Here is a 23735-nt window from a genome sequence, read left to right on the forward strand (position 1 = left end):
TGCTGTGGAACAGCTTTTGGATTCGCTCGGGTGCGCCGGTTCGGCTTGTGAGGGCGGTCACCGGGTGGCTCGTGCTGTGATGAACCCAACTCTAGTCGGACCATCCCATGGATACTTATCCTGGCGGGACTCCAAATATTCGCTTCGGGACGCTGCGGCGATCCAGCGGTCTCGCCGGCCCGGGACGTGCATCCCGCCGGGTTCGAGCCGGCTGCATCCCGGATGCGAGGGGCGTGATGGTGTGGGACGGTGTCGGTCGATCGAGCCGACCGGGGCGGCGTCGGTGTGCGACAACGGTGCTCATCGGATTCGCGTGGACTGCAGGCGGTGTGGTCTGTGCGCCATCAACCCTGTCCCGATACGAATAGTCTGCTGACCCGATGAGATAAGTACGGTGGGTGCGGTTCGGCTACCGTGGAGTGGCAAGCCGAAGACCCACATGGGTTCTCGATCGAGTCCCGCACTCCGCGGGCCACGTCCCCAGCACCGGGATCGTCGATGCAGCCGGCCGAGGCGGCCACCTGCCCGACGTGCTCGAAAACACCCGTCGCCACCCCTCAGGAAGATCGATGACCAGGACCATCTATACCGCCGACCACCTCGCCTTTCGTGACACGGTGCGTGACTTCACGCAGCGCCACCTGATTCCGGAGCACGAGCGGATCATCGAGCAGCGGTTCATCGACCGCGAGATCTGGATCGAGGCGGGCAAGCTCGGCCTGCTCGGTCTGGAGGTACCCGAACAGTACGGTGGCAGCGCGGCGGGAGACTACCGGTTCAATGCTGTTGTGGGGGAGGAACTCTCGCGGGTGAGTGCCGCGATCGCGTCGAGTTTCGGCATCCACTACGACATCGTGGCGCCGTATCTGGTGGAGCTGACCACCGAGGAGCAGAAGCAGCGGTGGCTGCCGGGGTTCTGCACCGGTGAACTGGTCGCCGCGATCGCGATGACCGAACCGGCCGCGGGCTCGGACCTGGCCGGATTGAAGACCACCGCCCGACGCGACGGGGAGGACTGGATCCTCAACGGGTCCAAGACGTTCATCACCAACGGTTACCACGCCGACCTGGTGATCGTGGCGGCGAAGACCAGTCCGGAGAAGAAGGCCAAGGGCATCACCCTGTTCGCGGTCGAGACCGGCACGGCGGGCTTCGAACGGGGCCGCAAGCTGGACAAGGTCGGCCAACCCGAGTCCGACACCGCCGAGTTGTTCTTCACCGACGTCCGGGTCCCGGCGGCGAACGTGATCGGCGAGGTCGACGGCGGGTTCGCGCACATGATGCGAATGCTGCCGCAGGAACGGATCTGCGCGGCGGTGTCGAATCTCGCGCACGCCGAGGCGATCCTGGCCGAGACCCTCGACTATGCCCGGGCGCGCAAGGCGTTCGGCCAGGCGATCGGCTCGTTCCAGTACAACAAGTTCCTCTTCGCCGAACTGGTCACCACGCTCGAGGTGGCGCAGGCGTTCGTCGATCGGTGCGTGCAGGCACACACCGAGGGGCGGCTCACCGCGGTGGACGCCGCGAAGGCCAAGTGGTGGAGCTCGCAGGTGCAGAACCAGATCCTCGACAGTTGCGTCCAGCTGCACGGCGGCTACGGGTTCATGAACGAATACCGGGTCGCGCGGGCGTGGAAGGACGCACGGGTGACCAAGATCTGGGCCGGGTCCAACGAGATCATGAAGGAGATCATCGGACGGGACCTCGGACTGTGAGCATCACCGCGCCGGCCACCCACGCGAGCGAACCCACCGAGTGGCTCGCCCGGCTGACGCGCACCCGGTCCGACGCCGCCGCCCGCATCGCGTGGCTGACCGGGGTGCTCGGCTCCATTCGCTGGGCTCCGGCGCTGTGCGTGCCCCTTCGGCCCCAAGCCGGTTCGGAGACGACCACCGACCACGACCCCATTCTCGAACCACACCGGAGAACCACAGCATGACCAATCTCAGTACCAATCTCGTTGTGTCAGCGCGCAACTACCCCGGCAAGACCGCGTTGCGGTGCGGCGAGGACACGCTCGCGTTCGCCGAGTTCGACGCGGCCGCGGCGCGGGTGGCAACCCTGCTCGAGCGGGCCGGGATCGCACCCGGTGACCGGGTCGCGGTGATGCTGCCCAACACCGCGGCGTTCGCGATCGTGTTCTACGGCATCCTGCGGCGCGGCGCGATCGCGGTGCCGATGAACCCCCTGCTGAAGGCCCGCGAGATCGAGTTCTTCCTGACCAACACCGCCGCGTCGGCGCTGTTCGCGACCCCGGTGTTCGCCGAGCAGGCCCGCGCCGCGTCCGACGCGGCCGACGCCCGGTTGTGGCTGGTCGACGACGACGACCTCGCCCGGCTGACCGCCGACCTGCCGGCGCAGGCCGCGCCGGTGGCACGGGCGGGTGAGGACACCGCGGTGATCCTGCACACCTCGGGCACCACCGGCAAGCCCAAGGGCGCCGAACTCACCCACGCCGGACTGGCCGGCAACGCAGAGGTGACCGCCCGCACCCTGATCCAGATCGGACCCGACGACGTCGTGATGGGCGCACTGCCGCTGTTCCACGTCTTCGGGCTCACCTGTGGGCTCAACGCCTCGGTCCTCGTGGGTGCCACGCTGACACTGGTGCCGCGGTTCGACCCGCGAGTCGCGCTCGAGGTGATCGCCCGCGACCGGGTCACCGTGTTCGAGGGCGTGCCGACCATGTACGCCGCGATGCTCGGTGTCGCCGGGGAACTCGACGCGGCGGCGACGGCGAGCCTGCGAGTGTGCGTCTCGGGCGGCGCGTCGCTGCCGGTGGCAGTGCTCACCGACTTCGAGCGGACCTTCGACGCGGTGATCCTGGAAGGCTACGGGCTGTCGGAAACCTCCCCGGTCGCCTCGTTCAACCACCCGGACCGCGTCCGTAAGACCGGCTCGATCGGCACCCCGATCGAGGGCGTGCGGATGCGTGTCGTGGACGGCACCGGTGCCGAGGTTCCGGCCGACCAGCCCGGCGAGATCCAGATCGCGGGACCGAACGTGATGAAGGGCTACTGGAACCTGCCCGAGTCGACCGCGGCCGCGATCGACGCGGCCGGCTGGTTCGCCACCGGCGACATCGGCCGCATCGACACCGACGGCTACTTCTACATCGTGGACCGCAAGAAGGACCTGATCATCCGCGGCGGGTTCAACGTCTACCCCCGCGAGGTCGAGGAGGTCGTCTACGAGCACCCTGCCGTGGCGGAGGCCGCGGTGGTCGGCATCCCGCACGCCAGCCTCGGCGAGGAGATCGGCGCCGCGGTCACGCTCAAGCCCGGCGCGAGCGTCGATCCCGCCGAGATCGTCGCATTCGTCAAACAGCGGGTCGCCGCCTACAAGTATCCGCGCCACATCTGGATCCTCGACACCCTGCCGCAGGGGCCGACCGGCAAGATCCTGCGCCGCGACATCACCATCCCGACCTTCGAAAGCAGCAACCGACCATGACCACCACCACCACCAAGCCGGCACACCGCCCCGACGAGCTCGCCGCGCCGCTGGACCTGCTGCTGGCCGGCTCGGCCCGCGGCGTGGCCGGCCGGATGCTGCCCAACCGATCCTGGGCCCGGCTCGCGGGCGGGCTGGCCACCCGCCCGGGCACGCTCGCGCACCGCGGCGGAAACCTGGCCAAGGAACTCGCTGCGGTCGCCGCCGGCCGCGCCGACCGCGCACCCGGCAAGGGCGACAAACGATTCGCCGACCCGGCGTGGCAGAACAACCCCTGGTTGCACCGCAGCATGCAGGCCTACCTCGCCACCGCCGACACCGCCTATGCCCTGCTCGCGGACGCGGGCTTGGACTGGCGCGACACCGAACGGATGCGGTTCGTGCTCGACAACCTCGTCGAGGGCCTCGCGCCGAGCAACAATCCGCTGCTCAACCCGCTCGGGTGGAAGGCGCTCATCGACACCGGCGGCCTGTCCGTGCTGCGCGGGGCGCGCGCGTTCGCCCGCGACATGGCCACCAAGCCGCGGGTGCCGGCGATGATCGAAGACGGCGCCTACACCCTCGGCGAGACCGTCGCGGTCACACCCGGGGCAGTGGTGTTGCGCACCCCGGTGTTCGAGCTGATCCAGTACGCTCCGCAATCCGCGACCGTGCGCGAGGTGCCGCTGCTGATGGTGCCGCCGGTGATCAACAAGTACTACATCACCGACATCGCCCCCGGTCGCAGCATGATCGAGTACTTCGTCGCCCAGGGCCAGCAGGTGTTCGCCATCTCCTGGCGAAACCCCCACGCCGAGCATCGGGACTGGGACCTCGACACCTACGGCGGCGCGATCCTCGAGGCGATGGACGCCGTCCAGGGGATCACCGGCACCGACCGCACGCATCTGCAGGGCAGCTGCTCGGGCGGGATCCTGGCCGCGACGACCGCCGCGTACCTGGCTGCCACCGGCCACGGCGACCGGGTTGCCGGGCTCACCCTGGCGGTGACCGTGCTCGACCAGGCCCAGGCCGGGTTCGCCGCCGCCGCCCTCGACGCACGCACCGCCGAGACCGCGATCGAACGCTCGCAGTCCAGGGGCTTCCTGGACGGGGACGAGCTGGCCGAGGTGTTCGCCTGGCTGCGCCCGACCGACCTGGTGTGGCGCTACTGGGTCAACAACTACCTGCAGGGCCGCCCGCCCGCGCCGTTCGACGTGCTGCATTGGAACGCCGACACCACTCGCATGACCGCCGGCCTGCACCGCGACCTGGTCCGTATCGGCGCTACCAATGCGCTGGCCACCCCCGGCACGATCGACCTGTTGGGCACCCCGATCGACCTCGGAGCGGTCACCGCCGACGCGTACGTGATCGGCGGCATCGCCGACCACATCTCGCCATGGCAGTCCTGCCACCGCAGCGCCGCCCTGCTCGGCGGCGCCGACACCCGGTTCGTGCTCTCCACCAGCGGGCACGTCGCCGCGCTGGTCAACCCACCCGGAAACCCCAAGGCGTCCTTCCGGGTCGGGCCCGTCGACGCGGACACCCCGGAGCAATGGTTCGACCGCGCGACGGTCACCCGCGACTCCTGGTGGCCGGACTACACCACCTGGCTCGCCGCGCGCAGCGGCGCCACCGTCGCCGCACCCACCACGCTCGGCGGCGCCGGCCACTCCCCGCTCGACCCCGCTCCCGGCACCTACGTACACCACATCTGACCCACCACGACCTCAGGAAGCGACATCATGACCACCACACTCGACAACCCGAAAGCACTGCTCGACCTGGTCGGGCACGAACTCGGCCGCACCGACTGGCGCGAGATCACCCAGGAGCAGGTGAACCGGTTCGCCGACGCCACCGGCGACCACCAGTGGATCCACACCGACCCCGACCGGGCGGTGGCCGGACCGTTCGGCACCACCATCGCGCACGGCTACCTCACCCTGTCGCTGACGCCGATCGTGCTCGCCGAGGTACTCGCCATCGACCACCTCGGGATGGCAGTGAACTACGGGGTGAACAAGGTCCGATTCCCCGCGCCGGTCCCGGTCGGAGCCGAACTGCGCGCCACCGTCACCCTCACCGCCGCAGTGGAGAAACCCGCCGGCATCGAGGCCGTGTTCACCCTCACCTACGAGATCCGGGGCGGGACGCGGCCGGTGTGCGTCGCCGAGGTCGTCGTCGTCTACCGATGACCGGAGACGCTCGCACCACGCAGCGCACCCTCACCGTGGGCCGGCAACGCATCCGGGTCCACATCCGGCGCGGGTCGGGGGTGCCGCTGGTGCTGTGCAACGGGATCGGCGCCGGGCTCGAGGTGCTCGACCCGTTCGTCGCCGCCCTCGACCCGGCCACCACGATCGTCCGGTTCGACGTCCCCGGCGCCGGCGGGTCGCGGACCTCGTTCGCGCCCTACGGGTTCGGCTACCTCGCGCGGCTGCTGGGACGGGTCCTCGATCGGCTCAATATCGGCGTGGTGGACGTACTCGGCCTGTCCTGGGGCGGCGCGCTGGCCCAGCAGTTCGCCTTCCAGAACCCGCGCCGGTGCCGGCGACTCGTGCTCGTCGCCACCGCCACCGGGGCGCTCATGGTGCCCGGACATCCCCGGGTGCTCGCCAAGATGCTCACCGGTCGCCGGTTCACCGACCCCGATCACACCGCAGCGATCGCCGGCCAGATCTACGGCGGCACCGCGAGAAACCAGGGCAGCGACATCGCCGCCCTCTTCGACACCCAGTCCCACGCCGGATCGACGATCGGTTACCTGCACCAGCTGCTCGCCGGCGCCGTGTGGACCAGCCTGCCGATGCTTCCCCTCATCCGCCAACCCACCCTGATCGTCGCCGGCACCGACGACCCCATCGTTCCGATCGTCAACGCCCACATCCTGCACCGACTGCTACCCCACGCCACCCTGTACCTGCACAACGGCGGACATATCGAACCGATCACCAACGCCGGCAGACTCGCCCCCGTGATCGACGCCTTCCTCCACGAACCCGAACAACGATGATGACAATCACCCACGACCGCCGACGCACGCACTCGCGGCCGCCGCCCGCGCGGGGGACCGTCCCCGCGCTGCCGAACAGCCGTCGGTGCGACACGGCGTACGTGATCATCGGTGTCCCCGGCGGCGATTTCGATCGGCGCCTTCCGGTGCGTGTCTCACCGCCCGATCGAGCGTATCTTGAGGTGACATAGGTGTTCTCTCCGGGGCGAGAGGTGGGGCCGGACATGAAACCGTTGGCCCGCTACGCCGCGATCACAGGGTACGCCGACCTGTGCGCGTCGCTGGGCACGGATCCGACGCCACTGCTGCGCAGCGTCGGGCTCGATCCCGCCGGGTTGGGGCTGCCGGACCGGTGGATCCCCGCCGTCGCGATCGCCCGCCTGCTGGAACGCTCGGCCGCCGCGACCCGCTGCCCCGACTTCGCGCTGCGGCTCGTCGAGCGTCGGCGCTTTGCCAGCCTCGGCCCGGTGAGCCTGGTCATCCGGGAGGAACCCGACGTCCGCAGCGCGCTGAAGTTCCTGATGCGCTATCAGCACATGTACAACGAGGCCCTGCGGCTGCGGTTGGTCGAGGCAGAGGACGTGGCGACGATCCGGGTGGGGCTCGAGCTGGGCGAACCCGCCGACACCCGGCAGGCCACGGAACTGGCGATGGGGGTACTGCACGGGCTGTTACGCGATTTCCGCGGCGGCCGCTGGCAGCCCCTGGCGGTCTGCTTCACCCATTTCGCCCCCGAGGACACCAGCGCCCACCTCGAGGCGTTCGGCCCGATGGTCAAGTTCGACCAGGAGTTCTCCGGAATTGTCCTCTACACAAGCGATCTCGACGCTCCCAACGCCATGTCGGGTCCCTCGATCGGCCCGTATGCGCGCCAATTCCTCGACACCATCGACACCCGGCCCGAGGCGACGCCCGTCGCCCGGGTCCGCGAGCTGATCGAACTGCTGCTGCCCACCGGGCGATGCTCGGTCGAGCAGGTCGCCCGCAGCCTCGGGGTCGACCGGCGCACCGTACACCGCCATCTCGCCGAGGCGGGGCAGAACTACACCGCGGTGCTCACCGCCACCCGCGTGGACCTGGCCGAACACCTCGTTGCCGGCCGCCGCTACTCGCTCACCGAGGTCGCCGACCTGCTCGGCTTCTCCTCGGCAAGCAACTTCTCCCGCTGGTTCAGCAACGAATTCGACTGCAGTCCAAGGCAATGGCGCGCCCAACACCGGACGGACACCGCCGTGCAGGCCGGGAACGCGCTGGTATGACACCGGCATCCGCGCGAACGCGGTGTCCCATATCGAATACACCGTGTCCCGATAGGGACAGTATGCCCTGCCGAATCCGGATACCGTGAGGTGCGTCGCAATTCAGGCCCTGCGGGGAGGTCCCCAGCCGGGTCGGTGACCGTGGCCCGTTCGATCGCGGCGACGTTGATCCCGGCGAGCCGGTCACCGCGAAGTGTCCGTAATGCACCGACATGGAACAGATCTCGGTCACCCACCGAGCCTGACGGACCCGACCTCACGTCGAATACCTCGACCGGGCCGGGATGCCCGGGCCGACATGACGAAGAAGGAGAGTGTGCAGCGTGCTGGATGCTACCGCGGCGGCGGAGTCCGACCGCAGAGATCCCGACCACGACACGTCGGGCGGAGCGGATACGCGGCCGGCCGCGGGCGTGGGGACCGGCCAGGCCGAGTCGGGCGGCCGAGGCGGGGACGGGCGCAGCGGCGGCCGCGGCACCCGGCTCAACGGGAAGGTCGCGCTCGAACGGGCGCGTGCATCGCTGCCCGGATTGGTGTTGTCTGCCGCCGCGGCGGCGGTGGCAGTTGTCGCGGCACGCGTGCTGGGTGGGATCAGCCCTCTGCTGATCGCGATCCTGCTCGGCGCGGTGGTCGCGAATCTGGGAACGCTGCCGGCGGTCTTCGAACCGGGTGTGACCGTCGCATCGCGGCGGCTGCTCCGTATCGGAGTCGCGCTGCTGGGTCTGCAACTGCTGCTGCCGAACGTGCTGGCACTGGGGTGGGGGACGCTCGCGGTGGTCACTGCCGTGGTCGGCCTGGGCATCGCCGGGTCGATGGCGCTCGGAAAGTTGCTCGGGATCGGCTGGACGCAACGGCTCCTGATCGCGTGCAGTTTCTCGATCTGCGGTGCCGCGGCCGCGGCCGCGGTCGACGGCGTGGTGAACGCACGTAAGCGGGAACTGGTGACCACCATCGCGCTGGTCGTCGTCTTCGGCACCGTGATGATTCCGGCTCTTCCCGCGGCTGCGGCCGCCCTGGGTCTGGACTCGACCCAGGCGGGAATGTGGGCCGGCGCGGCGATTCACGAGGTGGCGCAGGTGGTCGCGGCCGGCGGCGCGCTCGACGCGGGGTCGTCGGCCGCGGCGGTGGGCGGCGGTGCCCTGGCCATTGCGGTGACGGTCAAGCTGGCCCGGGTGGCGCTGCTGGCGCCGGTGGTCGCGTGGATCGGGGTGGCGTCACGACGCCGCACCGCCACGCCCACGCAGACGCGGCGACCGCCCTTGGTGCCGCTGTTCCTGGTCGGATTCCTCGCCTGCGTGGCGCTGCGGGCCACCGGTGTTCTCGGACCGGGGTGGCTCGACGCCGCGCGACTGACCCAGACCGCGCTGCTCACCGCCGCGATGTTCGCGCTCGGCACCGGGGTCCGGCTGTCCGTGTTGCGCGGTGTCGGGTGGCGGCCCTTCGCTCTCGCCGCCGCCTCGACGATCATCGTCGCCGCGACCGCGCTCACCGGGGTGCTGCTGGTCGGCTAGCCGGTATGTGGGCGCCGACCCGCCAACGACGAAGGCCCCGGCTGCGCGATGCGCCGGCCAGGGCCTTCGGGAGAGCCGATGACGGGAATCGAACCCGCGTATTCAGCTTGGGAAGCTGACGGAGTATCGTCGTGACTAGGCGCAACTGTGGCGTAGTCCCACGAAACGACCGCTCTGGTTACGATTGTTGAGGTAGCCCGGGGAGCAGAGGTGTACACCGCGTTTTACACCGCTTTCGGGGGTAGGAGACGGGAAGGAACCACCCAGTTCGATGAGTGACGATGGCAAGCCGAAGCGTCAGAAACGGGATGCGGGCACCGGGGGACTGTCCGCGGTGCACCGCTGTGGGAAGAAGACCCCGGAGGGGGTGTTCCCGTGTGGTCAGGAGCGGCCGCAGGACTGCCCGCGGGTGTTGTGGCAGGGCACGCTGTGGCTCGGCTACGGCCTGGACGGCAAACGGAAGACGATCACGGTGCGGGCGAAGAACCGTAACGAGGCGGCGAAGAAGCTTCGTAGCGCCCGCGAGGACTACGACAAGGGCGTAACCGCAACTTCGAAACGTACTACCGTCGAAGCTTGGGTTACGCACTACATGGACGAGATCGCGAAACCCAAGCTCAAGCCGCGGACGTGGCAGACGAACTACTCGGTGGTGCGGCGCAACATCGTGCCGCATCTGGGGTCGGTGCGCCTGTCGGATCTGACGGCGGCGCACGTGCGGGCGATGCACAAGGCGATCTACGCGGACGGCAAGTCCACCCAGACTGCGAGGCACGCCCACAACCTGCTGTCGACGGCGCTGACGGCGGCGGTGCGGGAGGGCATGATCCCCCGGAATGTGGCGGAGCTGGTGGACGCGCCGCGGGTGCGGCGCGCGGAGCGGCACGCATTGTCGGTGGATCAGGCGCGGGCGTTGATGCTGCATTCGTCGCGCAACGGCGATCCGATGGCGACCCGCTGGGCCGCGGCCCTGCTCCTCGGCGCCCGACAGGGGGAGCTTCTGGGACTCACATGGGATCGGGTGGACCTCGAGCGCGGCCTGATGGACATCTCGTGGCAGCTCCAGCGGCTGCCGCGCCGGCACGGCTGCGGTGTGAAGAACGGGTCCGGGGTGTTCCCGTGCGGGAAGACGCACGCGGTGTCCTGCCCGGAGGTGGAGATCGACGCCGACGAAGGCTTCGAGTACCGGCACCTCGAATCGTCACTGTGCCTGACGGCGCCGAAGTCGACGACGTCGGTGCGGGTGGTGCCGATCCCCGAGCCGCTGCTGACGGGGTTGCGGCAGAAGGCGGCGATGGACCCGCCGAACGAGCACAACCTGGTGTGGACGACGTGGGACGGGCGGCCGCGGCGCCCGGACCTGGACACCGACGATTGGCATGCGGCGTTGAAAGCGGCGGGGTTGCCGGTGGTGAAGTTGCACGAGGCGCGGCATACGACGGCGAGTCTGCTCATGGCGATGGGGGTGGAGGAGCACATTCGTATGCAGGTCATGGGGCATTCGAGTATCGCGGCGCAGCGGATGTATGCGCACATCGATCATTCGCAGACGGCGGCGGCTTTGTCGCAGTTGGGTGAGTTGTTGGCGGGGCCGGCGCCAGTGGGTGCCTGAGGTTCGATGCGGGGACGCCCCCGACCCACGATTGGTGGGTCGGGGGCGTCTTTTCGTGTCTCTGCGGAAGGTTGTCTGGTCTACCAGCGTCGGATGGTGGGAAGCACGTCGACCGGTTCGGGAGTGGCGTGCGCGTGGGGGTACTGCACGCACTCGAAGGTCTTCGGGCCGCTCCACTGGTCCCATGCGATCGAGTCGACCAGGTCGCCGACGAACGTGCGCTCTCCGGGGGTGAGGAGCTGCACGCGGGCGTAGATCAACTCGGGGACAGTGCGGAGCCGGTGCGCGATGGCGACGGGGTCGTGTTCTTCTGTCACGACCCGGGCGAGTTCGCCAAGGACGACGGATTGACGGGTGGTGGAGTCGACAACTTTCAGTTCGACGGCGGAGCGGTCTTCGATGGTGTCGGGGTTGAAGATCGCGTGGGCGAGCTGGTGGGCTACCCAGGCGTCACGGTAGGGACCTACGACGGTTTCGTCGACAGTTATCGTGCGGAGTTCCGGTATCCACCACGAGTCCCCGAAGGGCAGTGATTCGATCCGGACGGTGATGCCGAGGGCTTTAGCTTCGGCGATGGGATCCCGGCTACGCACGATGTTCGTTGTCCTTATTTGTGAGCTCTGATACCAGAGATGTAGGCCTCCACCAGTCGACGTTCGAAGTCGTTCAGATCTGACACGTCGATGGATTCGGGTGTCAGTTTACGTGTAGGCAACGACTCGTTCGCTTGGGCCTCGATGTCAGGAACATCACCGACAAATCCAGCTGTTTCGAGTAACGTTTTCGCCTCAATTCCGATGGCGCGGGCCATCTTTACGAGTGTCTTCGCCGAGGTGGTTGCTGGGTGTTCGACGCCGGCTTTCATTTCGACACCCTTCTCTAATTGTCTCCACCTCCCTTCGCTCATTCCGGATAGTTCTGCCGCTTTCTTCTTTGACAGACCGGCGGCTTCGCGGCCTTGTCTCAAGAGTTCGGCGACACGGGCTGCAGCTTGACGCTTGTCCGTCTCCATGGGTTGAGACTGTATCGAAGTTTCGCACCGGAGTGCGTAGGCGGTACCAAGATTCTCAGGGTACGCAGAGCGTACCTACTGGCCGGTATAACGAAGTTTGACCTGCATCTTCTTCGAAGTTCCGTCAAAAGTCTCGACTTTCCGTCGTAACCCGCTTGCGTAGCGACGTAGCTACGGGCTACGCTACGACGGCAAGCTACGACCAAGCTTCGAGTGAAGGAACCACCCACATGGCCCGCAAAACGCGCAACGAGACCACCGTGGATCTCGTCACCGTCACCCCCATTCCGGTCGGCGCACAGCTGATCTCCGCCCGTGACGCCGCGAAGCTGGTGTCCGTCTCCTACGACACCGTCATGGAAGCGGCCCGCCGCGGGGATCTGCCCGGTTACAGCCTGGGCCCGAAGTTGACCCGGTTCAAGGTGGTCGACGTCCTCGAGTGGGCGACCCGGGTGCCGTACGACCCGTCCGCCGCGGCCTGATTCATCCCCCAGAAACGAGTGAGGCCCGGCCTCTCCCCCTGCCAGGGTGCGAACGAGACCGGGCCGAGGAAGGAACCACCCATGGTAACCAACCCCGCCGCCCAGGATAGCAGCCTCGCCGAGCTGCTCAACCGCCTGAACACCGAGGTCCACGCCCGTGAGGACGCGCACTACACGGTGTCGCTGTCCTCCAACGGACGGTTCTACGTCAAGGTCTACCTCCCCGGTCACAGCGCCCATCCGGCCGTCGAGTGGAACCTCGAAACCGACAGTCGCAAGTTCTTCGTCCTGGAGAGCGAAGGCCGATCGATGTCGGATGCGGTGCAGGTCGTGTTGGCGAAGCTGTTCATGGTCACCGCACGCACCGAGACCGATGCAGCATGAGCGCCCGCAACGAGCTCGCCCGCCTCATCGACAGAAGCGGCGACCTGGACTTGACGGGTACGGGCAGTGATATCGACCCGTTCGACGCCGCTGACGCGATCCTGGCCGCGGGCTACCGCAAGCCGCACACCATCACCACACCGAGCGAACTCGAGGCCCTGCCCGACAACTCTGTCGTCCTCGTCGACGTCACCGCCTACCAGAAGCACGGCCGCGACGCCTGGGCCGGCGCCGACTGGAACGACGAATACGACTACACCGCTGCGGACCTGATCCGCGAGGCCAGCCGCTACAACACCCAGACCCCGCGTATCGCCGTGATCTACACCCCGGGAGAGACCCGATGAACCGCACTGATCCGATGTTCACCGACCGCGACATCGACGACGACCACCACGACTACGAACCCTACGACGGTGACGTGTCCCCACTGGCGTTGATATCGGGTGCGGCCGGGTTCCTGTTCGTGATGGTTGTGGGCTACTGGTCCGCGGTCGGCTTCGCGCAGGCGATGTACGCATGAGGACCCCGAAGCGGATCCAACGCCAGCGGACGAAGGGCTGGCGGATGCCCGAAGGAGCCGTCTACGTCGGACGTGGCACCAAGTGGGGCAACCCATTCGTCGTGGGCCGGACTCAGATCCGCGTTCCCGGTGTCGATGCAGAGTGGGAGTACGAGGGCCGCCTGCATAAGCCGACCGGAGAGAGGGCGTTCTTCTGCACCGGAACGGACGACACCGGAATACCTGTCGGCTTTTGGCACGACGTTCGACTCGCCACCAGGGAGCAGTGCGTCGAGATGTACCGGCTGTACGCGCTGCGCCTTGACGTGCACAACGTCGGTTGTGGCGAACCGCCCGCAGTTGTCCGCGCCGAGCTTTCTGGCCGCGACCTCGCGTGCTGGTGCCGGATCGACCAGCCATGCCACGCCGATGTCCTGCTCGAACTCGCCAACTCTTGAAGGAACCACCCATGAGCATCCGAAACGAACTGATTGAAGTCGCCCATTCGGTGATCTGCGAGACCAATCTCGATGACTGCATCGAGTGGCACGGCAGGTGCGCGAAGGCCACCGACGCGGTCCTCGACCGCTTCGCTGTCGTCGAACTGCCGACCGGTCCGACCGGGATCACCTACACCACTGAGGATCACGAACCGTTCCCACCCGAGGAACTCGAGCGCATGGCGGGCGAGCTCCTGCACCAGGCACGCATGGCTCGGAAGGAGTCGAAGTGAGCACCACTGATCTCGAGGCGATCGTCACCAAACTCGCCCTCGTCGCAGCCTTGAAGAACAAGCTCGCCGACGTCGAGAAGACCGCCAAAGCCGAACTCGCCGCCAACCTCACCCGCGGCACCGTCTACGCATTCGACGGCATCGACGACACCGACACCCACCAACTCGGCTACGCCAGCGTCCCCAAACCCACCCAGCCCAAACCCGTCGTGGAGATCGACGACGAAGCCCGCGTCCTGCCCTGGGCGATCGACGAGTTCGGCGACAGCGCCGCCACCTACCGCCTCACCGAACAAGGCCTCGCCTCTGTCAAGGCCCGGGCCCTGGCCGCGCACAAGGCCGCCGGGAGCCCGGAGCGGTTCGAGTTCGACGGAGTCGTGGTGACCGTGCCCGCGCCGCGTCCGTCCACACCGCGGTTCACCGCCTCGAAGAACGTCGACGCCCTGGTCGAAGACATGGTCCGCACCGGACGACTGAACATCACCGACGTGCTGGCCCTGCCGGCACCGCCGGCCAACTGAAAGAGGAGCCACCCACCATGACCACCGACGACCGGGACGCCCGACTGCAGCGCCTGCGCGAACCGTTCCCCGAGAACCAGATTGGCAAGCTCCCCAAGCCCACGCGGAAGAACGCCGAGAAGGGCAAGTGCCGCGAATGCGGCGGCTGGCACGGGCTGCCCGCCGTACATATCGACTACGTCGGCCACGCCGCACTGACCGACCGGCTTCTCGACGTCGATCCCGAATGGACCTGGGAACCGCTCGCCTACGACGAGCACGGCCTGCCGCGCTTTGACCGCCACGGCGGATTGTGGATCAAGCTCACCATCTGCGGTGTCACCCGCCTCGGCTACGGCGACGCAGAGGGCAAGCAGGGCGCCAACGCCGTCAAGGAAGCGATTGGTGACGCGCTGCGCAACTCCGGCATGCGCTTCGGTGCCGCACTGGATCTGTGGCACAAGGGAGAGCTGCACGAGGCAGCCGAAGCTCGGGGCAGTGAGGATCGACCTGCACCCGATCCGGAACCGGAGCCCGCGCCCGGCCCCAGCACGTCCGAGTTCGCCGAGATGATCGGCAAGGTTCGGGCCTGCGATTCGGCTGTGACGTTGAAGAAGGCGTGGGATTACTACGCGCCGCACCTGACCGAGCCTCAGAAGGCTGAACTCAAGGCTGAGATGTCAACTCGTCTCGAGGCGATCCGCGCTGCGGAGTCGGAGACGTCGGACGGGCAGATGGAACTGGGAGGCGAGCCGGGCACGGCCGCCGCATAACCCCAGCAGGAACCACCCACACGGGGGCGCCGACCAACCCGGGCCGGCGCCCCAGGCCACCGAAACGAGAACACCGCACAGTGACACCAGATCTGATCAACCACGGAACCGAATCCGGGTACCGCAAGCACCTCCGACTGGGCATCCCTCCCTGTGAACCCTGCCGCGCCGGACACGCCGAAGTCGAACGCGAACGGTACAAGGCACGCACCATATCCGAGCCGACCCGCCGCAACCGCAAGATACCCGAGTGCGGCACCTACTCCGGCTACCAGCGCCACATCCGCCGCCGGGAATCCCCCTGCACACCATGCTCAGCCGCCAAGAACGAATACATGCGCAAGCGGCGCAAGTTCCAGCACGAGAATGTGCTCACCCCCACCCTGTTGTTCGCCGAGATGTACCTGTCAGTGCCGGTCCAACTCCAGGAGCGCATCGAAGCGGCGATCGGAATGAGCCGTATCGATTGCCTCGTCGCAAGGTTCGACGCAGAGGGGGCCAGGCAGTGAAGCACAACAAGAAGCGCCCCTCGAAATGCCCCGACCGACCCACCTACTTCCTGTGCCCCGCCTGCGGAAAACACGCCTACAACAGCCGCAAGGACGCACGCCGCGGCGCCATAGAACGCATGAGCGTCTACCGCTGCCGACGCCTCGCCGACCTCGACGGCCGCGAAGTGTGGCACAACGGCCACCTCGACGACGACATCCGCCGCGGACACATCGACCGCGACCTCTACTACGGACGCGACGGCGTCGGCCGCATACGGCACACCTACGGCCGCGGCTGGACCGATCGGAACGCCTCATGACCAGCATCCTCGAAACCGACACTCTCGCAGCACTCGACTTCACACCGCGCTGCCAGATCGGCCGCGTCACACCCTGGGAACACCTCCCTGACTGTGTGATGCCGGCGGCCTGGTTCCTCGGTGTGCACCGATGCCGCATCCCCCCCCGCCTCGCCTACGTTATGCTGTGCCACCCCCACCGCGGCGAGGTCGTGGCGAGCCGCTACGCGTTCGTGTGCCCCTGCCCGAAGGTGTTCGCCACCTTCACCGACTGGGCGCCGGTCATGCGCCCGATCACGTGAGACCGCTCGATGCGCCCCTCCTGTACCGCCTGGTGCGGGAGGGGCGCGAGCCCGGCGAGCTTCTGTCCCCGTACGACCGGCGGATCCTGATCCGCAACATGCACCGCGAAGGGGCGACGGATCAGGACATCGCGCTGGTGACCAGGTGGACGTTGTTCACTGTCGCCCGGCTGCGAGACGAACTCGACCTGCCACCGAACCACTCACACCCCGCACGGAAAGCCGGCTGAGCGCCATGCCGAAGGACAAACGGACCTACATCACCATCGCGGTCGACATGCCCAACCACCCCAAGCTCGCAGCGCTGACCGGGGCCCAGAAATGGAACATCGTCGAAGCGCTGTGCTACTCCCGCAAGTACCTCACCGACGGGGTGATCGACCTGCCGGTGTGGCGGAAGATGTTCACCAAACGCAACCGTGACGCCATCCTCGAAACCGGGTTCGCAGTCGAGTTCCAGGCCGGTGCGATCGTCTCCGGTCCGACAGAAATCCGACAGGATTCCGACAGGATTCGCGCAAACTTCGAGAGCACCACGAACAGAGTTCTGCCGACAGAATGCGTGCTGTTTCTGGACTATCTCGAGCACCAGCAGAGCAAGACCGAAGTCGAGTCCATGCAGGAAATCCGCAGGTCAGCGGGCAAAAAGGGTGGAGAGGCGAGCGGGCGTAGCCGTCGCGGACAGGGAAGCGGAAGCGAAGCAAATGCTTCAGCAAAACCGAAGCAGACGCGAAGCAAAATCGAAGCAGAGAAAGAGGAAGAGAAAGAAGGTACTTACGTACCTTCTTCTGCATCTCACGTAAGTAACGCGCGAGCGACCGACGAGCGCAGCGACGACGAGCGCCTGGACGCACCCTCCGGGCCGGTCGTCCCGATCGACGGACACAAGCTCGTCCGCGACACGGTGAACCTGCCCCTGCCCCAAGCCACCCGCACCGCCCTCGCCCTCGAATCGTCCGCGATGCTCAAACAGGGCATCGACCCGGACGCGATCCGCGAAGGCCTGCGAGCGTGGGCCGCCAAGGACGGGATAGGCCCGAAGCTGCTCCCGCACCTGGTGACCGACGTCCTCAAAGCCCAGACCCGCGGCGAGGCCGGCTCCGAACTCGCCGTCGTGGGCGGAGCCGTCCCGATGGGGTGGCGCCCGGCCAGCACGCTGGGATCCCGCCCGGGCGTGGGCAAGCCCTCGTCGAAAGCCATGGGCTACGTCAACACCGCCGAAGCTCTCGCCGCTGCCATGGAAGGAACCACCCGGTGACCCAGATCAACGCCAGCCCCGCCACCATCCGCGCCGTCGGCGCCGCCCTCGGACGGGCCGCCCTGTTCGACGACCGCATCACCGCCGACGATGCCGCCCGCATCGCAGCGTGGGCCGAAGCGGTCGAGCAGTACCAGCTGGGCGAGCCCGAACTGTTGCGCGCTGTCACGACGTACTACAGCTCGCCGCAGGATCGGTCGATCACGCCCGGGCATCTGGTCAAGCTCGCCCGCGATGCCCGCCGCGACGATGCCGAGCGTGAGGACCGGCTCGCACTCGAGGCCCGCCAGGTGCGCAACGACGTCCGGCACGGGATCACCGCGCCGGATCCGGGCCTGATGGGGTTGCCGATCCGGGCGGAGGGCCCGCCGGTGCCGGGGGCATATCAGGTCAACGGCGCGGTCGACCGGGACTGTCCGCAGTGCGGGGCCGAGGTGATGTACCCGTGCACGATGGTCAACAGCGAAGGCAAGTCGGTTCCGCGGAAGATGCCGTGCCTGGCACGGATGCGCATCGGGAAGACGCCAGCGGCGTAGCTGCCTCGTAGTTGCGTCGACACCGCTGGGGGTAGGCACTCAGTCCGGGGTGGTGGTGTCGACGCGTCCATGGGGCGCACAGACGGCAGGAATCGCGGTATGGCTGGGGATGCCGGGGTCGGGTTGGGCTGGATCGGCCGGAATGCGGCCCGAATGGTGTGGTGCAGGTCTCGTGGAACCGATCGTAGTTTCGTGTTGACTACGACGAAGGTTTCGCATAACGTTCGTCCCATCAGCCACACCGGGCCTGCCAGCCCCCACCCCAGGAGCCACCCCATGAACCACCACGAAGAACTCCGCATACTCCGCCAGCGCCGCCGCCAAATCGCCGCCGGCATCCGCAACACCACTGGCCACCAACGCGCCTCCCTCGTCGCCTCCTACGAAGCCGCCATGCGCGCCGAAAACCGCCACCGCATAGCCATCGAATTCGACCTCTGACCAGGGCCTGCCAGCCCACCCAGGGAACCACCCCGCACGACAGGAGACCCATCCCATGCCCGGACACGCCTTCACCCCCATAGACGCCATCAACGACAAGCTCGCCGCCCTGCGCCACGACCAGAACAACATCGCCACCTGGTCCCGCCGCACCGACTGCACCGACCACCCCGCCCTCGTGGCCCGCTACCAGGCCAACCACGACGAGATCCACCGCCTGCAGTTCGAACGGGCAGAGCTGATCGACGACGCCGACAACTGGCGCACCGAAGCCGATGACGACTTCTGGGATCGGGCGGACGACGCGTACGACCGCTACCGCGACACCGCAGTCGGCCTCTAGCACCACAGCCCGGAACGGCCCCACACGGGGAAACCAGCGGTGTTCGACTCACCGCCCGGGCACGCACCACCCGCGCCTGCCAGCGCACCCCCACGGAACCACCCACAGGAGACACCCACATGCGCCACAACGGCCACACCAGAGACACAAACGGCTACCACGGCCGACACCGCGACACCCCCGGCCACACCCACGCACTCGAAATCGCCCGCCGACTCGACCGCGAACGAGGCCACCACCCCGCCTACGGCAACATCCGCCACCGCATCGCCCGCGCCGCCATAACAGCCGACGTCGCATGAACTACTGGAACCCACGCGCCGACGAACGCTACCGGCCCGACCACGTCGACGACCGGCACCTGATGTTCTGCTACGGCTGCCCCGCCTGCACCGCCTACCTCGAACGCGAAGAACGCGACTTCAACCGCCAGTTCACGCGACAGGCACGCCGATGACAGCCGCGGACCTCGCCGCAGTGATCGGCGATCCGGATGCTCTGCCGTTGCTGTTCAACGTCGACACCGACGGCCACCGCTACGCCCACGACCTACTCGACCTCGCCCAGGAGACCGAACAATCATGAATCCGCACAGAACGATAGGCATTGCCAGCGCAGCTGGACTCCTCGCCTCCGTGGTCGCCGCCAACTGGACGACAACGCATTACGGGTTCATCCCCGTAGGGTTCGGCCTTACGGCTACCGCCGGCACATTCGCCGCCGGGGCAGCGCTGGCCCTCCGCGACGCAACCCAAGACACACTCGGCACGGCAGGAATGCTGACCGTCGTCGCCGTGGCAACGGCACTGTCCTACCTCATCGCCGACCCATCTGTTGCAATCGCGTCAGCCGCTGCATTCGCCGTCGCCGAACTGCTCAACTTCGCCGTCTACACGCCGCTTCGCAACCGCTCAAAACTCGGAGATCGCCGGTGGGCCGCTGCCGTTACGTCTTCGAGCATCGCCGGTGCGCTAGCCGACACCGCAGTCTTCCTCGGCATCGCATTCGGCGCAGCGGCCATCCTGCCCGCACTCGCAGGGCAACTCGTCGGCAAGGCCTGGGCGACCATTATCTACCTCGTCATCGGAAAGGGTGCAGCACGTGCCGCTGTATCTCGCGAACCCCGTCAGCGAATCAGCGCGTAACGCTATGCGCGACGACCTGCTGGGATACATCGACACCCCGGCGCAAGGCAATGTTCGCCCTCCAGGAGTGACCTGGTGCGCCGACAACGGATGCTTCGGACGCGGGTACCCAGGGGACGACGCATGGCTCGCGTGGCTCGCCGCCAACGCCTACGCCGCCACCGACTGCTTGTTCGCAACAGCTCCGGACGTCGTCGGAGACGCCACCGCTACCCTGGCCCGCTCCGCGCCACACCTACCAGCCATACGAGCACTCGGATATCGAGCCGCACTGGTCGCCCAGGACGGACTCGAAAGCCTGGAAATTCCATGGGACGAGTTCGACGCCCTGTTCATAGGCGGATCAACCGAATGGAAGCTGGGCTCCGCAGCTCGGAAGATCGTCGCCGAAGCCAAGCGGCGGGGCAAGTGGGTCCACATGGGGCGCGTCAACAGCCTTCGCCGCTACCGCTACGCCGAAGCAATCGGCTGCGACAGCGTAGACGGAACGTTCCTCACGTACGGCCCCGACGAGAACCTCCCTCGCCTTCTCAGTTGGGTCCACAGCATCCGAGAGCAAGACGGCCTATTCGCTGCGTAGACCGCACAGAAGGACGCCGCATGACCACCACCGCGGAATGGACCCCGCAAGACTCACTCGCCCTCGACCACTGGGCCCGCAAACACCACACCACACCACTCACCACCGACCCCCACCTCCACAACCTCCTCACCCAAGACCGCCACGAAGCCCCCCGCACCAAAACCCAAAAACCCCGCCCCACCCACTGCCAAGGCCCCTGCCGAAAACCACTCCGCCCCAACCAATCCAACCCACAACACCACCCCGGCACCGTCGAACACGCCGCACACGGACTCTGCCGCACCTGCAACAACCACAAACGACGCCAACAACGAAGGAACCACCCATGAACCCCACACCCAACACCAACCCCGACACCGACACACAGCACGTGTTCGAAGTCGCCTACAGCGAACGAGACGACGGCCTCGCCAACTTCCGCGTCTGCGCCGAAGGCGTACCCAAAGACGAAGCCATCGCGACCATAACCCAACTCGTCGGTTCCCTCTCCGCAGGAATGGGACTCACCCCCACCACACCCCAGCCGGACCAGGAGGCCCCTTGAGCCGCCCCCGAAAACTCACCCACGACGACATCACCGCCATACGCCAAGCCCGCACCCACGGAACCCCAGTAGCCGTCCTCGCGGACATGTACGGCGTCCACGTCCAAACCATCTACCGCTACACCTTCGACATCCAGGAGACCCCGTGAACCCCGTCCCCATCACCGTCTACGGACGCCCCGCCGGCTGCCCCCAGTGCAACGCCACCAAACGCCACCTCGACAAGCAGGGCACCCCGTACACGTTCCGCAACGTCGACACCGACACCCAGGCCCGCGACACGATCGTCCTGCTGGGTTACCAGGGTGTGCCCGTCGTCCAGGTCGGTGACATGCACTGGCAGGGATACCGGCCGGACAAGTTGGATGCGTTGCAGCGTCTGCACACGGTGGCCGCGGACATAACCGAACTCGACGCTGCGGCCGAGAAGTACCTCGCAGACACCGAGGTCGCAGCATGAGCGCCGGGGTAGGACAGCTCGAAGGCGTCGACGCGGCCGGCCTCCGAATCGACAACCTTCTCGACGGAAGCATCGCAATCAGCGTGCTCCACCGAGACGACCTCGATGGCATTGACGAATGGGTCATCTTCAAGGCTGATCTCGACAAGGCACGGCAGGTCGTCGACGCGCTCAAGGCCGCAATCGTCGCGGCCGAACACAACGCAGCGTGACCGACTGCCGCGTGTGCAAGTCGGACGGGCACTTCTTCCTCTGCAACACGCACTGGAAATGTGCCCGCCCGGCCCCACGGCTCGACCTCACACCGATCCCACAGGACTCGGCAACCACCGAACAGGAGAACCACCCATGGCCTCAGCCCAGATAACCCTCATCGGATCACTCGGCAACGATCCCGAAATGCGTTTCACCCCGTCCGGCGCAGCCGTCGCCACCTTCAACATCGCCGTCACCGAACGCATCAAGAACGGCGACCAGTGGGAAGACGGAGACACCACCTGGTACCGCTGCACCGCCTGGCGTGACTACGCCGAACACATCTCCGAGAGCCTCCGCAAAGGCATGCAGGTCATGGTGCTCGGCCAGCACAAGATCCGCACCTACGAGAAGGACGGCGTGCAGCGTCAGTCCAACGAGGTGCAGGTCGACGAGGTGGGTCCGACGTTGCGGTTCGCTACGGCGTCGGTGCAGCGCGCCAACTCCGGCGGTGGGGGTCGCCGGCAGTCGCGTCAGAACGATGACCCGTGGGGGAGTTCCTCGGGTGGGTTCGGTGGCGACGACGAGCCCCCGTTCTGACCCCTGACCTCAACTGATCCATCACGGGGCGGCCCGGCATACCGCTGGGCCGCGCCACAACCACAAGGAACCACCCGATGACCCTCATCCCCGTCACCATCAATACCCGCAAGCACGGCACGTTCATCGTTACCGGCGAACAGGTCACCCCGAACTTCGCGCTCACACCCATCGTCGCGTTCCGCAACGACGAAACCCCCGTCCTGCGCGAAGGGCTCAATCTCACCCACATCCACACCGGCCTGATCGTCTGCAGCGACAGCTGGATCGACATGCGCAAGGCTGCCGCCGAGCTCGAGGAACTGCCCATCGACTGGGCCACCCTCACCAAGCCGACACCGGAACAGGCGAAGCTGGTCCGGGAAACCTACATGCGCATCCTTACCTGCGCGGAGTACACCGGCTGGCCGTGGCCGAAGTGGGCCGGCGACGAATCCACCCCCGCCGCCTCCGTACTCGCCGGACGCCTCGACGACGCCCTCAGGCACGGCGAGATCCGCGAGAAGAGCCGCGCCCTCGTCGACGAGGTCACCAAGCTCGACAAGGACCTCGGCAGGAGACTCGACACCGAACTGCTGTGGCGCGACTGCGGGATGAACGTCGACGGCTACAGCGCGATCTACCTGCTCGCAGTGCTGCAGCGCATCGACCCGACCGCCGCCGACCGCGCCGCGGGCAACCTCGTGCGCGACTGCGACGCCGGCGACTCGCTCGGTGAATGGGTTTACCAGTGGCGGCAGGAACTCGCCGACAGACGTCCCCTGACGCTGCACGGGTTCCCCGCCCCGGCCGGGCTGGACGGTGCACAGTGAGCACCACCGACATCACTCCCGAACTGTTGCGCGCCGTCGCCAACTGGCTCCAAGACAGGGTTACCGGCACGCTACGAGGGCAGGCCGCGGCCGCTCATTACCTTGATGTCGAGGCCGACAACTTGGAGCGCGAGCAGGCCCACGAGAAGCGCATCGACGAACTCGTAAAGGTCATGGAGAACGCCCGCCTTGAATGCGATTGGCCTGGGCCGGATACCGACCGCTCCATCGCTCGTGCTCTGCTCGCCCACCTTGAGCAGGAACACAACACCGACGACGTCGACCAATACACCGCTAGAAAGTCCTACCAATGGGACACGCTCGCCGAAGTCCCCGACCGCATCACCGAGGTCTACCGACCAGCCGCAGGCTCGACGATTTTCAAGCGTCGTGACGGTGAGTGGTTCGAGCAGTGTGTCCCGCGGCCTGAGGTGCGGGTGTCTGCGGGTTTGATCGGTCCGTTCATGGCGGTGCCGTTCTGATGGGGTCGGACGTTGTGTCGAACAC

39 protein-coding genes are annotated in these 23735 nt (G+C 67.2%); 37 read left to right on the forward strand and 2 right to left on the reverse strand.

Annotation, left to right across the window (positions count from 1 at the left end):
* The first annotated feature begins 569 nt into the window (after positions 1 to 569).
* The 9 genes from AIIKEEIJ_RS05820 (at position 570) to AIIKEEIJ_RS05860 (ending at position 10833) form a co-directional block, all read left to right on the forward strand.
* The gene (locus tag AIIKEEIJ_RS05820; protein ID WP_006937057.1) at positions 570 to 1715 is read left to right on the forward strand and encodes an acyl-CoA dehydrogenase family protein; all 1146 of its coding nucleotides are present in this window, start codon (positions 570 to 572) and stop codon (positions 1713 to 1715) included.
* Positions 1712 to 1939, forward strand: coding sequence for a hypothetical protein (locus tag AIIKEEIJ_RS05825; RefSeq protein ID WP_161995162.1), 228 nt, complete (start codon positions 1712 to 1714; stop codon positions 1937 to 1939). Before AIIKEEIJ_RS05820 ends, AIIKEEIJ_RS05825 begins: the two co-directional genes overlap by 4 nt.
* Positions 1936 to 3453, forward strand: coding sequence for an AMP-binding protein (locus AIIKEEIJ_RS05830; RefSeq protein WP_161995163.1), 1518 nt, complete (start codon positions 1936 to 1938; stop codon positions 3451 to 3453). The genes AIIKEEIJ_RS05825 and AIIKEEIJ_RS05830 overlap by 4 nt, the downstream gene beginning before the upstream one ends.
* The gene (locus AIIKEEIJ_RS05835) at positions 3450 to 5153 is read left to right on the forward strand and encodes a PHA/PHB synthase family protein (protein ID WP_043798465.1); all 1704 of its coding nucleotides are present in this window, start codon (positions 3450 to 3452) and stop codon (positions 5151 to 5153) included. Before AIIKEEIJ_RS05830 ends, AIIKEEIJ_RS05835 begins: the two co-directional genes overlap by 4 nt.
* Before the next feature lie 27 nt (positions 5154 to 5180).
* Positions 5181 to 5633, forward strand: a complete 453-nt coding sequence (locus AIIKEEIJ_RS05840) for a MaoC family dehydratase (RefSeq protein WP_006937051.1) — start codon at positions 5181 to 5183, stop codon at positions 5631 to 5633.
* Positions 5630 to 6451, forward strand: a complete 822-nt coding sequence (gene phaZ / locus AIIKEEIJ_RS05845) for a poly(3-hydroxyalkanoate) depolymerase (RefSeq protein ID WP_161995164.1) — start codon at positions 5630 to 5632, stop codon at positions 6449 to 6451. The genes AIIKEEIJ_RS05840 and phaZ overlap by 4 nt, the downstream gene beginning before the upstream one ends.
* 224 nt (positions 6452 to 6675) lie before the next feature.
* On the forward strand, positions 6676 to 7710 hold the full coding sequence (locus AIIKEEIJ_RS05850) for an AraC family transcriptional regulator ligand-binding domain-containing protein (protein WP_161995165.1): 1035 nt from the start codon (positions 6676 to 6678) through the stop codon (positions 7708 to 7710).
* Between the two features lie 314 nt (positions 7711 to 8024).
* Positions 8025 to 9221 (forward strand): YeiH family protein, encoded by a 1197-nt coding sequence (locus AIIKEEIJ_RS05855; protein WP_373566449.1) that lies wholly within the window; start codon positions 8025 to 8027, stop codon positions 9219 to 9221.
* A gap of 271 nt (positions 9222 to 9492) precedes the next feature.
* A complete protein-coding gene (locus AIIKEEIJ_RS05860; RefSeq protein WP_161995166.1) occupies positions 9493 to 10833 on the forward strand; it encodes a tyrosine-type recombinase/integrase in 1341 nt (446 codons plus the stop codon).
* An 80-nt stretch (positions 10834 to 10913) separates the two neighbouring features.
* Here AIIKEEIJ_RS05860 and AIIKEEIJ_RS05865 read toward each other — a convergent pair whose 3' ends face one another.
* Together AIIKEEIJ_RS05865 and AIIKEEIJ_RS05870 are read right to left on the reverse strand one after the other, a co-directional pair.
* Entirely contained in the window at positions 10914 to 11426 is a 513-nt protein-coding gene (locus tag AIIKEEIJ_RS05865; RefSeq protein WP_161995167.1) for an ImmA/IrrE family metallo-endopeptidase, read from the reverse strand.
* 14 nt (positions 11427 to 11440) lie between these two features.
* Positions 11441 to 11845, reverse strand: coding sequence for a helix-turn-helix domain-containing protein (locus AIIKEEIJ_RS05870; protein ID WP_102031555.1), 405 nt, complete (start codon positions 11843 to 11845; stop codon positions 11441 to 11443).
* 230 nt (positions 11846 to 12075) lie between these two features.
* On the opposite strand from AIIKEEIJ_RS05870, the gene AIIKEEIJ_RS05875 reads away from it, so the two are divergent.
* From AIIKEEIJ_RS05875 to AIIKEEIJ_RS06005, 28 genes are all read left to right on the forward strand, one after another.
* Positions 12076 to 12327 carry a helix-turn-helix domain-containing protein gene (locus AIIKEEIJ_RS05875; RefSeq protein WP_102031554.1) on the forward strand — a complete coding sequence of 84 codons (252 nt, stop codon included), beginning with the start codon at positions 12076 to 12078 and terminating at the stop codon, positions 12325 to 12327.
* Positions 12328 to 12408: 81 nt separating this feature from the next.
* Complete coding sequence (locus AIIKEEIJ_RS05880) at positions 12409 to 12711, forward strand: hypothetical protein (RefSeq protein ID WP_161995168.1); 303 nt, start codon at positions 12409 to 12411, stop codon at positions 12709 to 12711.
* Positions 12708 to 13058 carry a hypothetical protein gene (locus tag AIIKEEIJ_RS05885; protein WP_161995169.1) on the forward strand — a complete coding sequence of 117 codons (351 nt, stop codon included), beginning with the start codon at positions 12708 to 12710 and terminating at the stop codon, positions 13056 to 13058. Before AIIKEEIJ_RS05880 ends, AIIKEEIJ_RS05885 begins: the two co-directional genes overlap by 4 nt.
* Positions 13055 to 13234, forward strand: a complete 180-nt coding sequence (locus AIIKEEIJ_RS05890; RefSeq protein WP_102031551.1) for a hypothetical protein — start codon at positions 13055 to 13057, stop codon at positions 13232 to 13234. Before AIIKEEIJ_RS05885 ends, AIIKEEIJ_RS05890 begins: the two co-directional genes overlap by 4 nt.
* Positions 13231 to 13671 (forward strand): DUF4326 domain-containing protein, encoded by a 441-nt coding sequence (locus AIIKEEIJ_RS05895; protein WP_161995170.1) that lies wholly within the window; start codon positions 13231 to 13233, stop codon positions 13669 to 13671. Before AIIKEEIJ_RS05890 ends, AIIKEEIJ_RS05895 begins: the two co-directional genes overlap by 4 nt.
* Before the next feature lie 11 nt (positions 13672 to 13682).
* Entirely contained in the window at positions 13683 to 13946 is a 264-nt protein-coding gene (locus tag AIIKEEIJ_RS05900; RefSeq protein ID WP_161995171.1) for a hypothetical protein, read from the forward strand.
* On the forward strand, positions 13943 to 14467 hold the full coding sequence (locus AIIKEEIJ_RS05905; protein ID WP_161995172.1) for a hypothetical protein: 525 nt from the start codon (positions 13943 to 13945) through the stop codon (positions 14465 to 14467). Before AIIKEEIJ_RS05900 ends, AIIKEEIJ_RS05905 begins: the two co-directional genes overlap by 4 nt.
* Positions 14468 to 14484: 17 nt before the next feature.
* On the forward strand, positions 14485 to 15219 hold the full coding sequence (locus AIIKEEIJ_RS32875; RefSeq protein ID WP_238406224.1) for a hypothetical protein: 735 nt from the start codon (positions 14485 to 14487) through the stop codon (positions 15217 to 15219).
* Positions 15220 to 15299: 80 nt separating this feature from the next.
* A complete protein-coding gene (locus tag AIIKEEIJ_RS05915; protein WP_161995173.1) occupies positions 15300 to 15728 on the forward strand; it encodes a hypothetical protein in 429 nt (142 codons plus the stop codon).
* A complete protein-coding gene (locus AIIKEEIJ_RS05920) occupies positions 15725 to 16030 on the forward strand; it encodes a hypothetical protein (RefSeq protein WP_145961964.1) in 306 nt (101 codons plus the stop codon). Before AIIKEEIJ_RS05915 ends, AIIKEEIJ_RS05920 begins: the two co-directional genes overlap by 4 nt.
* Positions 16027 to 16311 carry a hypothetical protein gene (locus tag AIIKEEIJ_RS05925; RefSeq protein ID WP_161995174.1) on the forward strand — a complete coding sequence of 95 codons (285 nt, stop codon included), beginning with the start codon at positions 16027 to 16029 and terminating at the stop codon, positions 16309 to 16311. The genes AIIKEEIJ_RS05920 and AIIKEEIJ_RS05925 overlap by 4 nt, the downstream gene beginning before the upstream one ends.
* The gene (locus AIIKEEIJ_RS05930; protein WP_161995175.1) at positions 16308 to 16541 is read left to right on the forward strand and encodes a hypothetical protein; all 234 of its coding nucleotides are present in this window, start codon (positions 16308 to 16310) and stop codon (positions 16539 to 16541) included. The genes AIIKEEIJ_RS05925 and AIIKEEIJ_RS05930 overlap by 4 nt, the downstream gene beginning before the upstream one ends.
* Before the next feature lie 5 nt (positions 16542 to 16546).
* The gene (locus AIIKEEIJ_RS05935; RefSeq protein ID WP_161995176.1) at positions 16547 to 17569 is read left to right on the forward strand and encodes a hypothetical protein; all 1023 of its coding nucleotides are present in this window, start codon (positions 16547 to 16549) and stop codon (positions 17567 to 17569) included.
* Positions 17566 to 18105, forward strand: a complete 540-nt coding sequence (locus tag AIIKEEIJ_RS05940) for a hypothetical protein (RefSeq protein ID WP_161995177.1) — start codon at positions 17566 to 17568, stop codon at positions 18103 to 18105. Before AIIKEEIJ_RS05935 ends, AIIKEEIJ_RS05940 begins: the two co-directional genes overlap by 4 nt.
* A gap of 276 nt (positions 18106 to 18381) precedes the next feature.
* A complete protein-coding gene (locus AIIKEEIJ_RS05945) occupies positions 18382 to 18546 on the forward strand; it encodes a hypothetical protein (protein WP_161995178.1) in 165 nt (54 codons plus the stop codon).
* Between the two features lie 55 nt (positions 18547 to 18601).
* Entirely contained in the window at positions 18602 to 18889 is a 288-nt protein-coding gene (locus AIIKEEIJ_RS05950) for a hypothetical protein (protein WP_161995179.1), read from the forward strand.
* Positions 18890 to 19008: 119 nt separating this feature from the next.
* Entirely contained in the window at positions 19009 to 19191 is a 183-nt protein-coding gene (locus AIIKEEIJ_RS05955; RefSeq protein ID WP_161995180.1) for a hypothetical protein, read from the forward strand.
* The gene (locus AIIKEEIJ_RS05960) at positions 19188 to 19346 is read left to right on the forward strand and encodes a hypothetical protein (protein ID WP_161995181.1); all 159 of its coding nucleotides are present in this window, start codon (positions 19188 to 19190) and stop codon (positions 19344 to 19346) included. The genes AIIKEEIJ_RS05955 and AIIKEEIJ_RS05960 overlap by 4 nt, the downstream gene beginning before the upstream one ends.
* Positions 19343 to 19474, forward strand: a complete 132-nt coding sequence (locus tag AIIKEEIJ_RS33590) for a hypothetical protein (RefSeq protein WP_274386441.1) — start codon at positions 19343 to 19345, stop codon at positions 19472 to 19474. Before AIIKEEIJ_RS05960 ends, AIIKEEIJ_RS33590 begins: the two co-directional genes overlap by 4 nt.
* On the forward strand, positions 19471 to 20034 hold the full coding sequence (locus tag AIIKEEIJ_RS05965; protein ID WP_161995182.1) for a VUT family protein: 564 nt from the start codon (positions 19471 to 19473) through the stop codon (positions 20032 to 20034). Before AIIKEEIJ_RS33590 ends, AIIKEEIJ_RS05965 begins: the two co-directional genes overlap by 4 nt.
* A complete protein-coding gene (locus AIIKEEIJ_RS05970; protein WP_338020910.1) occupies positions 19991 to 20614 on the forward strand; it encodes a hypothetical protein in 624 nt (207 codons plus the stop codon). Before AIIKEEIJ_RS05965 ends, AIIKEEIJ_RS05970 begins: the two co-directional genes overlap by 44 nt.
* A gap of 328 nt (positions 20615 to 20942) precedes the next feature.
* Entirely contained in the window at positions 20943 to 21161 is a 219-nt protein-coding gene (locus tag AIIKEEIJ_RS05975; RefSeq protein ID WP_161995183.1) for a hypothetical protein, read from the forward strand.
* Complete coding sequence (locus AIIKEEIJ_RS05980; RefSeq protein WP_161995184.1) at positions 21158 to 21310, forward strand: helix-turn-helix domain-containing protein; 153 nt, start codon at positions 21158 to 21160, stop codon at positions 21308 to 21310. The genes AIIKEEIJ_RS05975 and AIIKEEIJ_RS05980 overlap by 4 nt, the downstream gene beginning before the upstream one ends.
* On the forward strand, positions 21307 to 21621 hold the full coding sequence (locus AIIKEEIJ_RS05985) for a glutaredoxin domain-containing protein (protein WP_161995185.1): 315 nt from the start codon (positions 21307 to 21309) through the stop codon (positions 21619 to 21621). The genes AIIKEEIJ_RS05980 and AIIKEEIJ_RS05985 overlap by 4 nt, the downstream gene beginning before the upstream one ends.
* A complete protein-coding gene (locus AIIKEEIJ_RS05990) occupies positions 21618 to 21833 on the forward strand; it encodes a hypothetical protein (protein WP_161995186.1) in 216 nt (71 codons plus the stop codon). The genes AIIKEEIJ_RS05985 and AIIKEEIJ_RS05990 overlap by 4 nt, the downstream gene beginning before the upstream one ends.
* A gap of 136 nt (positions 21834 to 21969) precedes the next feature.
* Entirely contained in the window at positions 21970 to 22416 is a 447-nt protein-coding gene (ssb, locus tag AIIKEEIJ_RS05995; RefSeq protein ID WP_161995187.1) for a single-stranded DNA-binding protein, read from the forward strand.
* 77 nt (positions 22417 to 22493) lie between these two features.
* Positions 22494 to 23228 carry a hypothetical protein gene (locus AIIKEEIJ_RS06000; protein ID WP_161995188.1) on the forward strand — a complete coding sequence of 245 codons (735 nt, stop codon included), beginning with the start codon at positions 22494 to 22496 and terminating at the stop codon, positions 23226 to 23228.
* The gene (locus AIIKEEIJ_RS06005; protein ID WP_161995189.1) at positions 23225 to 23710 is read left to right on the forward strand and encodes a hypothetical protein; all 486 of its coding nucleotides are present in this window, start codon (positions 23225 to 23227) and stop codon (positions 23708 to 23710) included. The genes AIIKEEIJ_RS06000 and AIIKEEIJ_RS06005 overlap by 4 nt, the downstream gene beginning before the upstream one ends.
* Positions 23711 to 23735 lie beyond the last annotated feature (25 nt).

The sequence above is a fragment of the Rhodococcus sp. YH1 genome, from assembly GCF_009939605.1.
GTDB lineage: Bacteria > Actinomycetota > Actinomycetes > Mycobacteriales > Mycobacteriaceae > Rhodococcus > Rhodococcus aetherivorans.

Coding starts and splice junctions, on each gene's coding strand:
- phaZ (WP_161995164.1), top strand. CDS start 5,630: ATGACCGGAGACGCTCGCACCACGCAGCGCACCCTCACCGTGGGCCGG.
- AIIKEEIJ_RS06000 (WP_161995188.1), top strand. CDS start 22,494: ATGACCCTCATCCCCGTCACCATCAATACCCGCAAGCACGGCACGTTC.
- AIIKEEIJ_RS05900 (WP_161995171.1), top strand. CDS start 13,683: ATGAGCATCCGAAACGAACTGATTGAAGTCGCCCATTCGGTGATCTGC.
- AIIKEEIJ_RS05990 (WP_161995186.1), top strand. CDS start 21,618: ATGAGCGCCGGGGTAGGACAGCTCGAAGGCGTCGACGCGGCCGGCCTC.
- AIIKEEIJ_RS05975 (WP_161995183.1), top strand. CDS start 20,943: ATGAACCCCACACCCAACACCAACCCCGACACCGACACACAGCACGTG.
- AIIKEEIJ_RS33590 (WP_274386441.1), top strand. CDS start 19,343: ATGACAGCCGCGGACCTCGCCGCAGTGATCGGCGATCCGGATGCTCTG.
- AIIKEEIJ_RS05890 (WP_102031551.1), top strand. CDS start 13,055: ATGAACCGCACTGATCCGATGTTCACCGACCGCGACATCGACGACGAC.
- AIIKEEIJ_RS05960 (WP_161995181.1), top strand. CDS start 19,188: ATGAACTACTGGAACCCACGCGCCGACGAACGCTACCGGCCCGACCAC.
- AIIKEEIJ_RS05945 (WP_161995178.1), top strand. CDS start 18,382: ATGAACCACCACGAAGAACTCCGCATACTCCGCCAGCGCCGCCGCCAA.
- AIIKEEIJ_RS05820 (WP_006937057.1), top strand. CDS start 570: ATGACCAGGACCATCTATACCGCCGACCACCTCGCCTTTCGTGACACG.
- AIIKEEIJ_RS05935 (WP_161995176.1), top strand. CDS start 16,547: ATGCCGAAGGACAAACGGACCTACATCACCATCGCGGTCGACATGCCC.
- AIIKEEIJ_RS05965 (WP_161995182.1), top strand. CDS start 19,471: ATGAATCCGCACAGAACGATAGGCATTGCCAGCGCAGCTGGACTCCTC.
- AIIKEEIJ_RS05925 (WP_161995174.1), top strand. CDS start 16,027: ATGACCAGCATCCTCGAAACCGACACTCTCGCAGCACTCGACTTCACA.
- AIIKEEIJ_RS05840 (WP_006937051.1), top strand. CDS start 5,181: ATGACCACCACACTCGACAACCCGAAAGCACTGCTCGACCTGGTCGGG.
- AIIKEEIJ_RS05835 (WP_043798465.1), top strand. CDS start 3,450: ATGACCACCACCACCACCAAGCCGGCACACCGCCCCGACGAGCTCGCC.
- ssb (WP_161995187.1), top strand. CDS start 21,970: ATGGCCTCAGCCCAGATAACCCTCATCGGATCACTCGGCAACGATCCC.
- AIIKEEIJ_RS05955 (WP_161995180.1), top strand. CDS start 19,009: ATGCGCCACAACGGCCACACCAGAGACACAAACGGCTACCACGGCCGA.
- AIIKEEIJ_RS05860 (WP_161995166.1), top strand. CDS start 9,493: ATGAGTGACGATGGCAAGCCGAAGCGTCAGAAACGGGATGCGGGCACC.
- AIIKEEIJ_RS05880 (WP_161995168.1), top strand. CDS start 12,409: ATGGTAACCAACCCCGCCGCCCAGGATAGCAGCCTCGCCGAGCTGCTC.
- AIIKEEIJ_RS32875 (WP_238406224.1), top strand. CDS start 14,485: ATGACCACCGACGACCGGGACGCCCGACTGCAGCGCCTGCGCGAACCG.
- AIIKEEIJ_RS05885 (WP_161995169.1), top strand. CDS start 12,708: ATGAGCGCCCGCAACGAGCTCGCCCGCCTCATCGACAGAAGCGGCGAC.
- AIIKEEIJ_RS05830 (WP_161995163.1), top strand. CDS start 1,936: ATGACCAATCTCAGTACCAATCTCGTTGTGTCAGCGCGCAACTACCCC.
- AIIKEEIJ_RS05870 (WP_102031555.1), bottom strand. CDS start 11,845: ATGGAGACGGACAAGCGTCAAGCTGCAGCCCGTGTCGCCGAACTCTTG.
- AIIKEEIJ_RS05850 (WP_161995165.1), top strand. CDS start 6,676: ATGAAACCGTTGGCCCGCTACGCCGCGATCACAGGGTACGCCGACCTG.
- AIIKEEIJ_RS05950 (WP_161995179.1), top strand. CDS start 18,602: ATGCCCGGACACGCCTTCACCCCCATAGACGCCATCAACGACAAGCTC.
- AIIKEEIJ_RS05895 (WP_161995170.1), top strand. CDS start 13,231: ATGAGGACCCCGAAGCGGATCCAACGCCAGCGGACGAAGGGCTGGCGG.
- AIIKEEIJ_RS05875 (WP_102031554.1), top strand. CDS start 12,076: ATGGCCCGCAAAACGCGCAACGAGACCACCGTGGATCTCGTCACCGTC.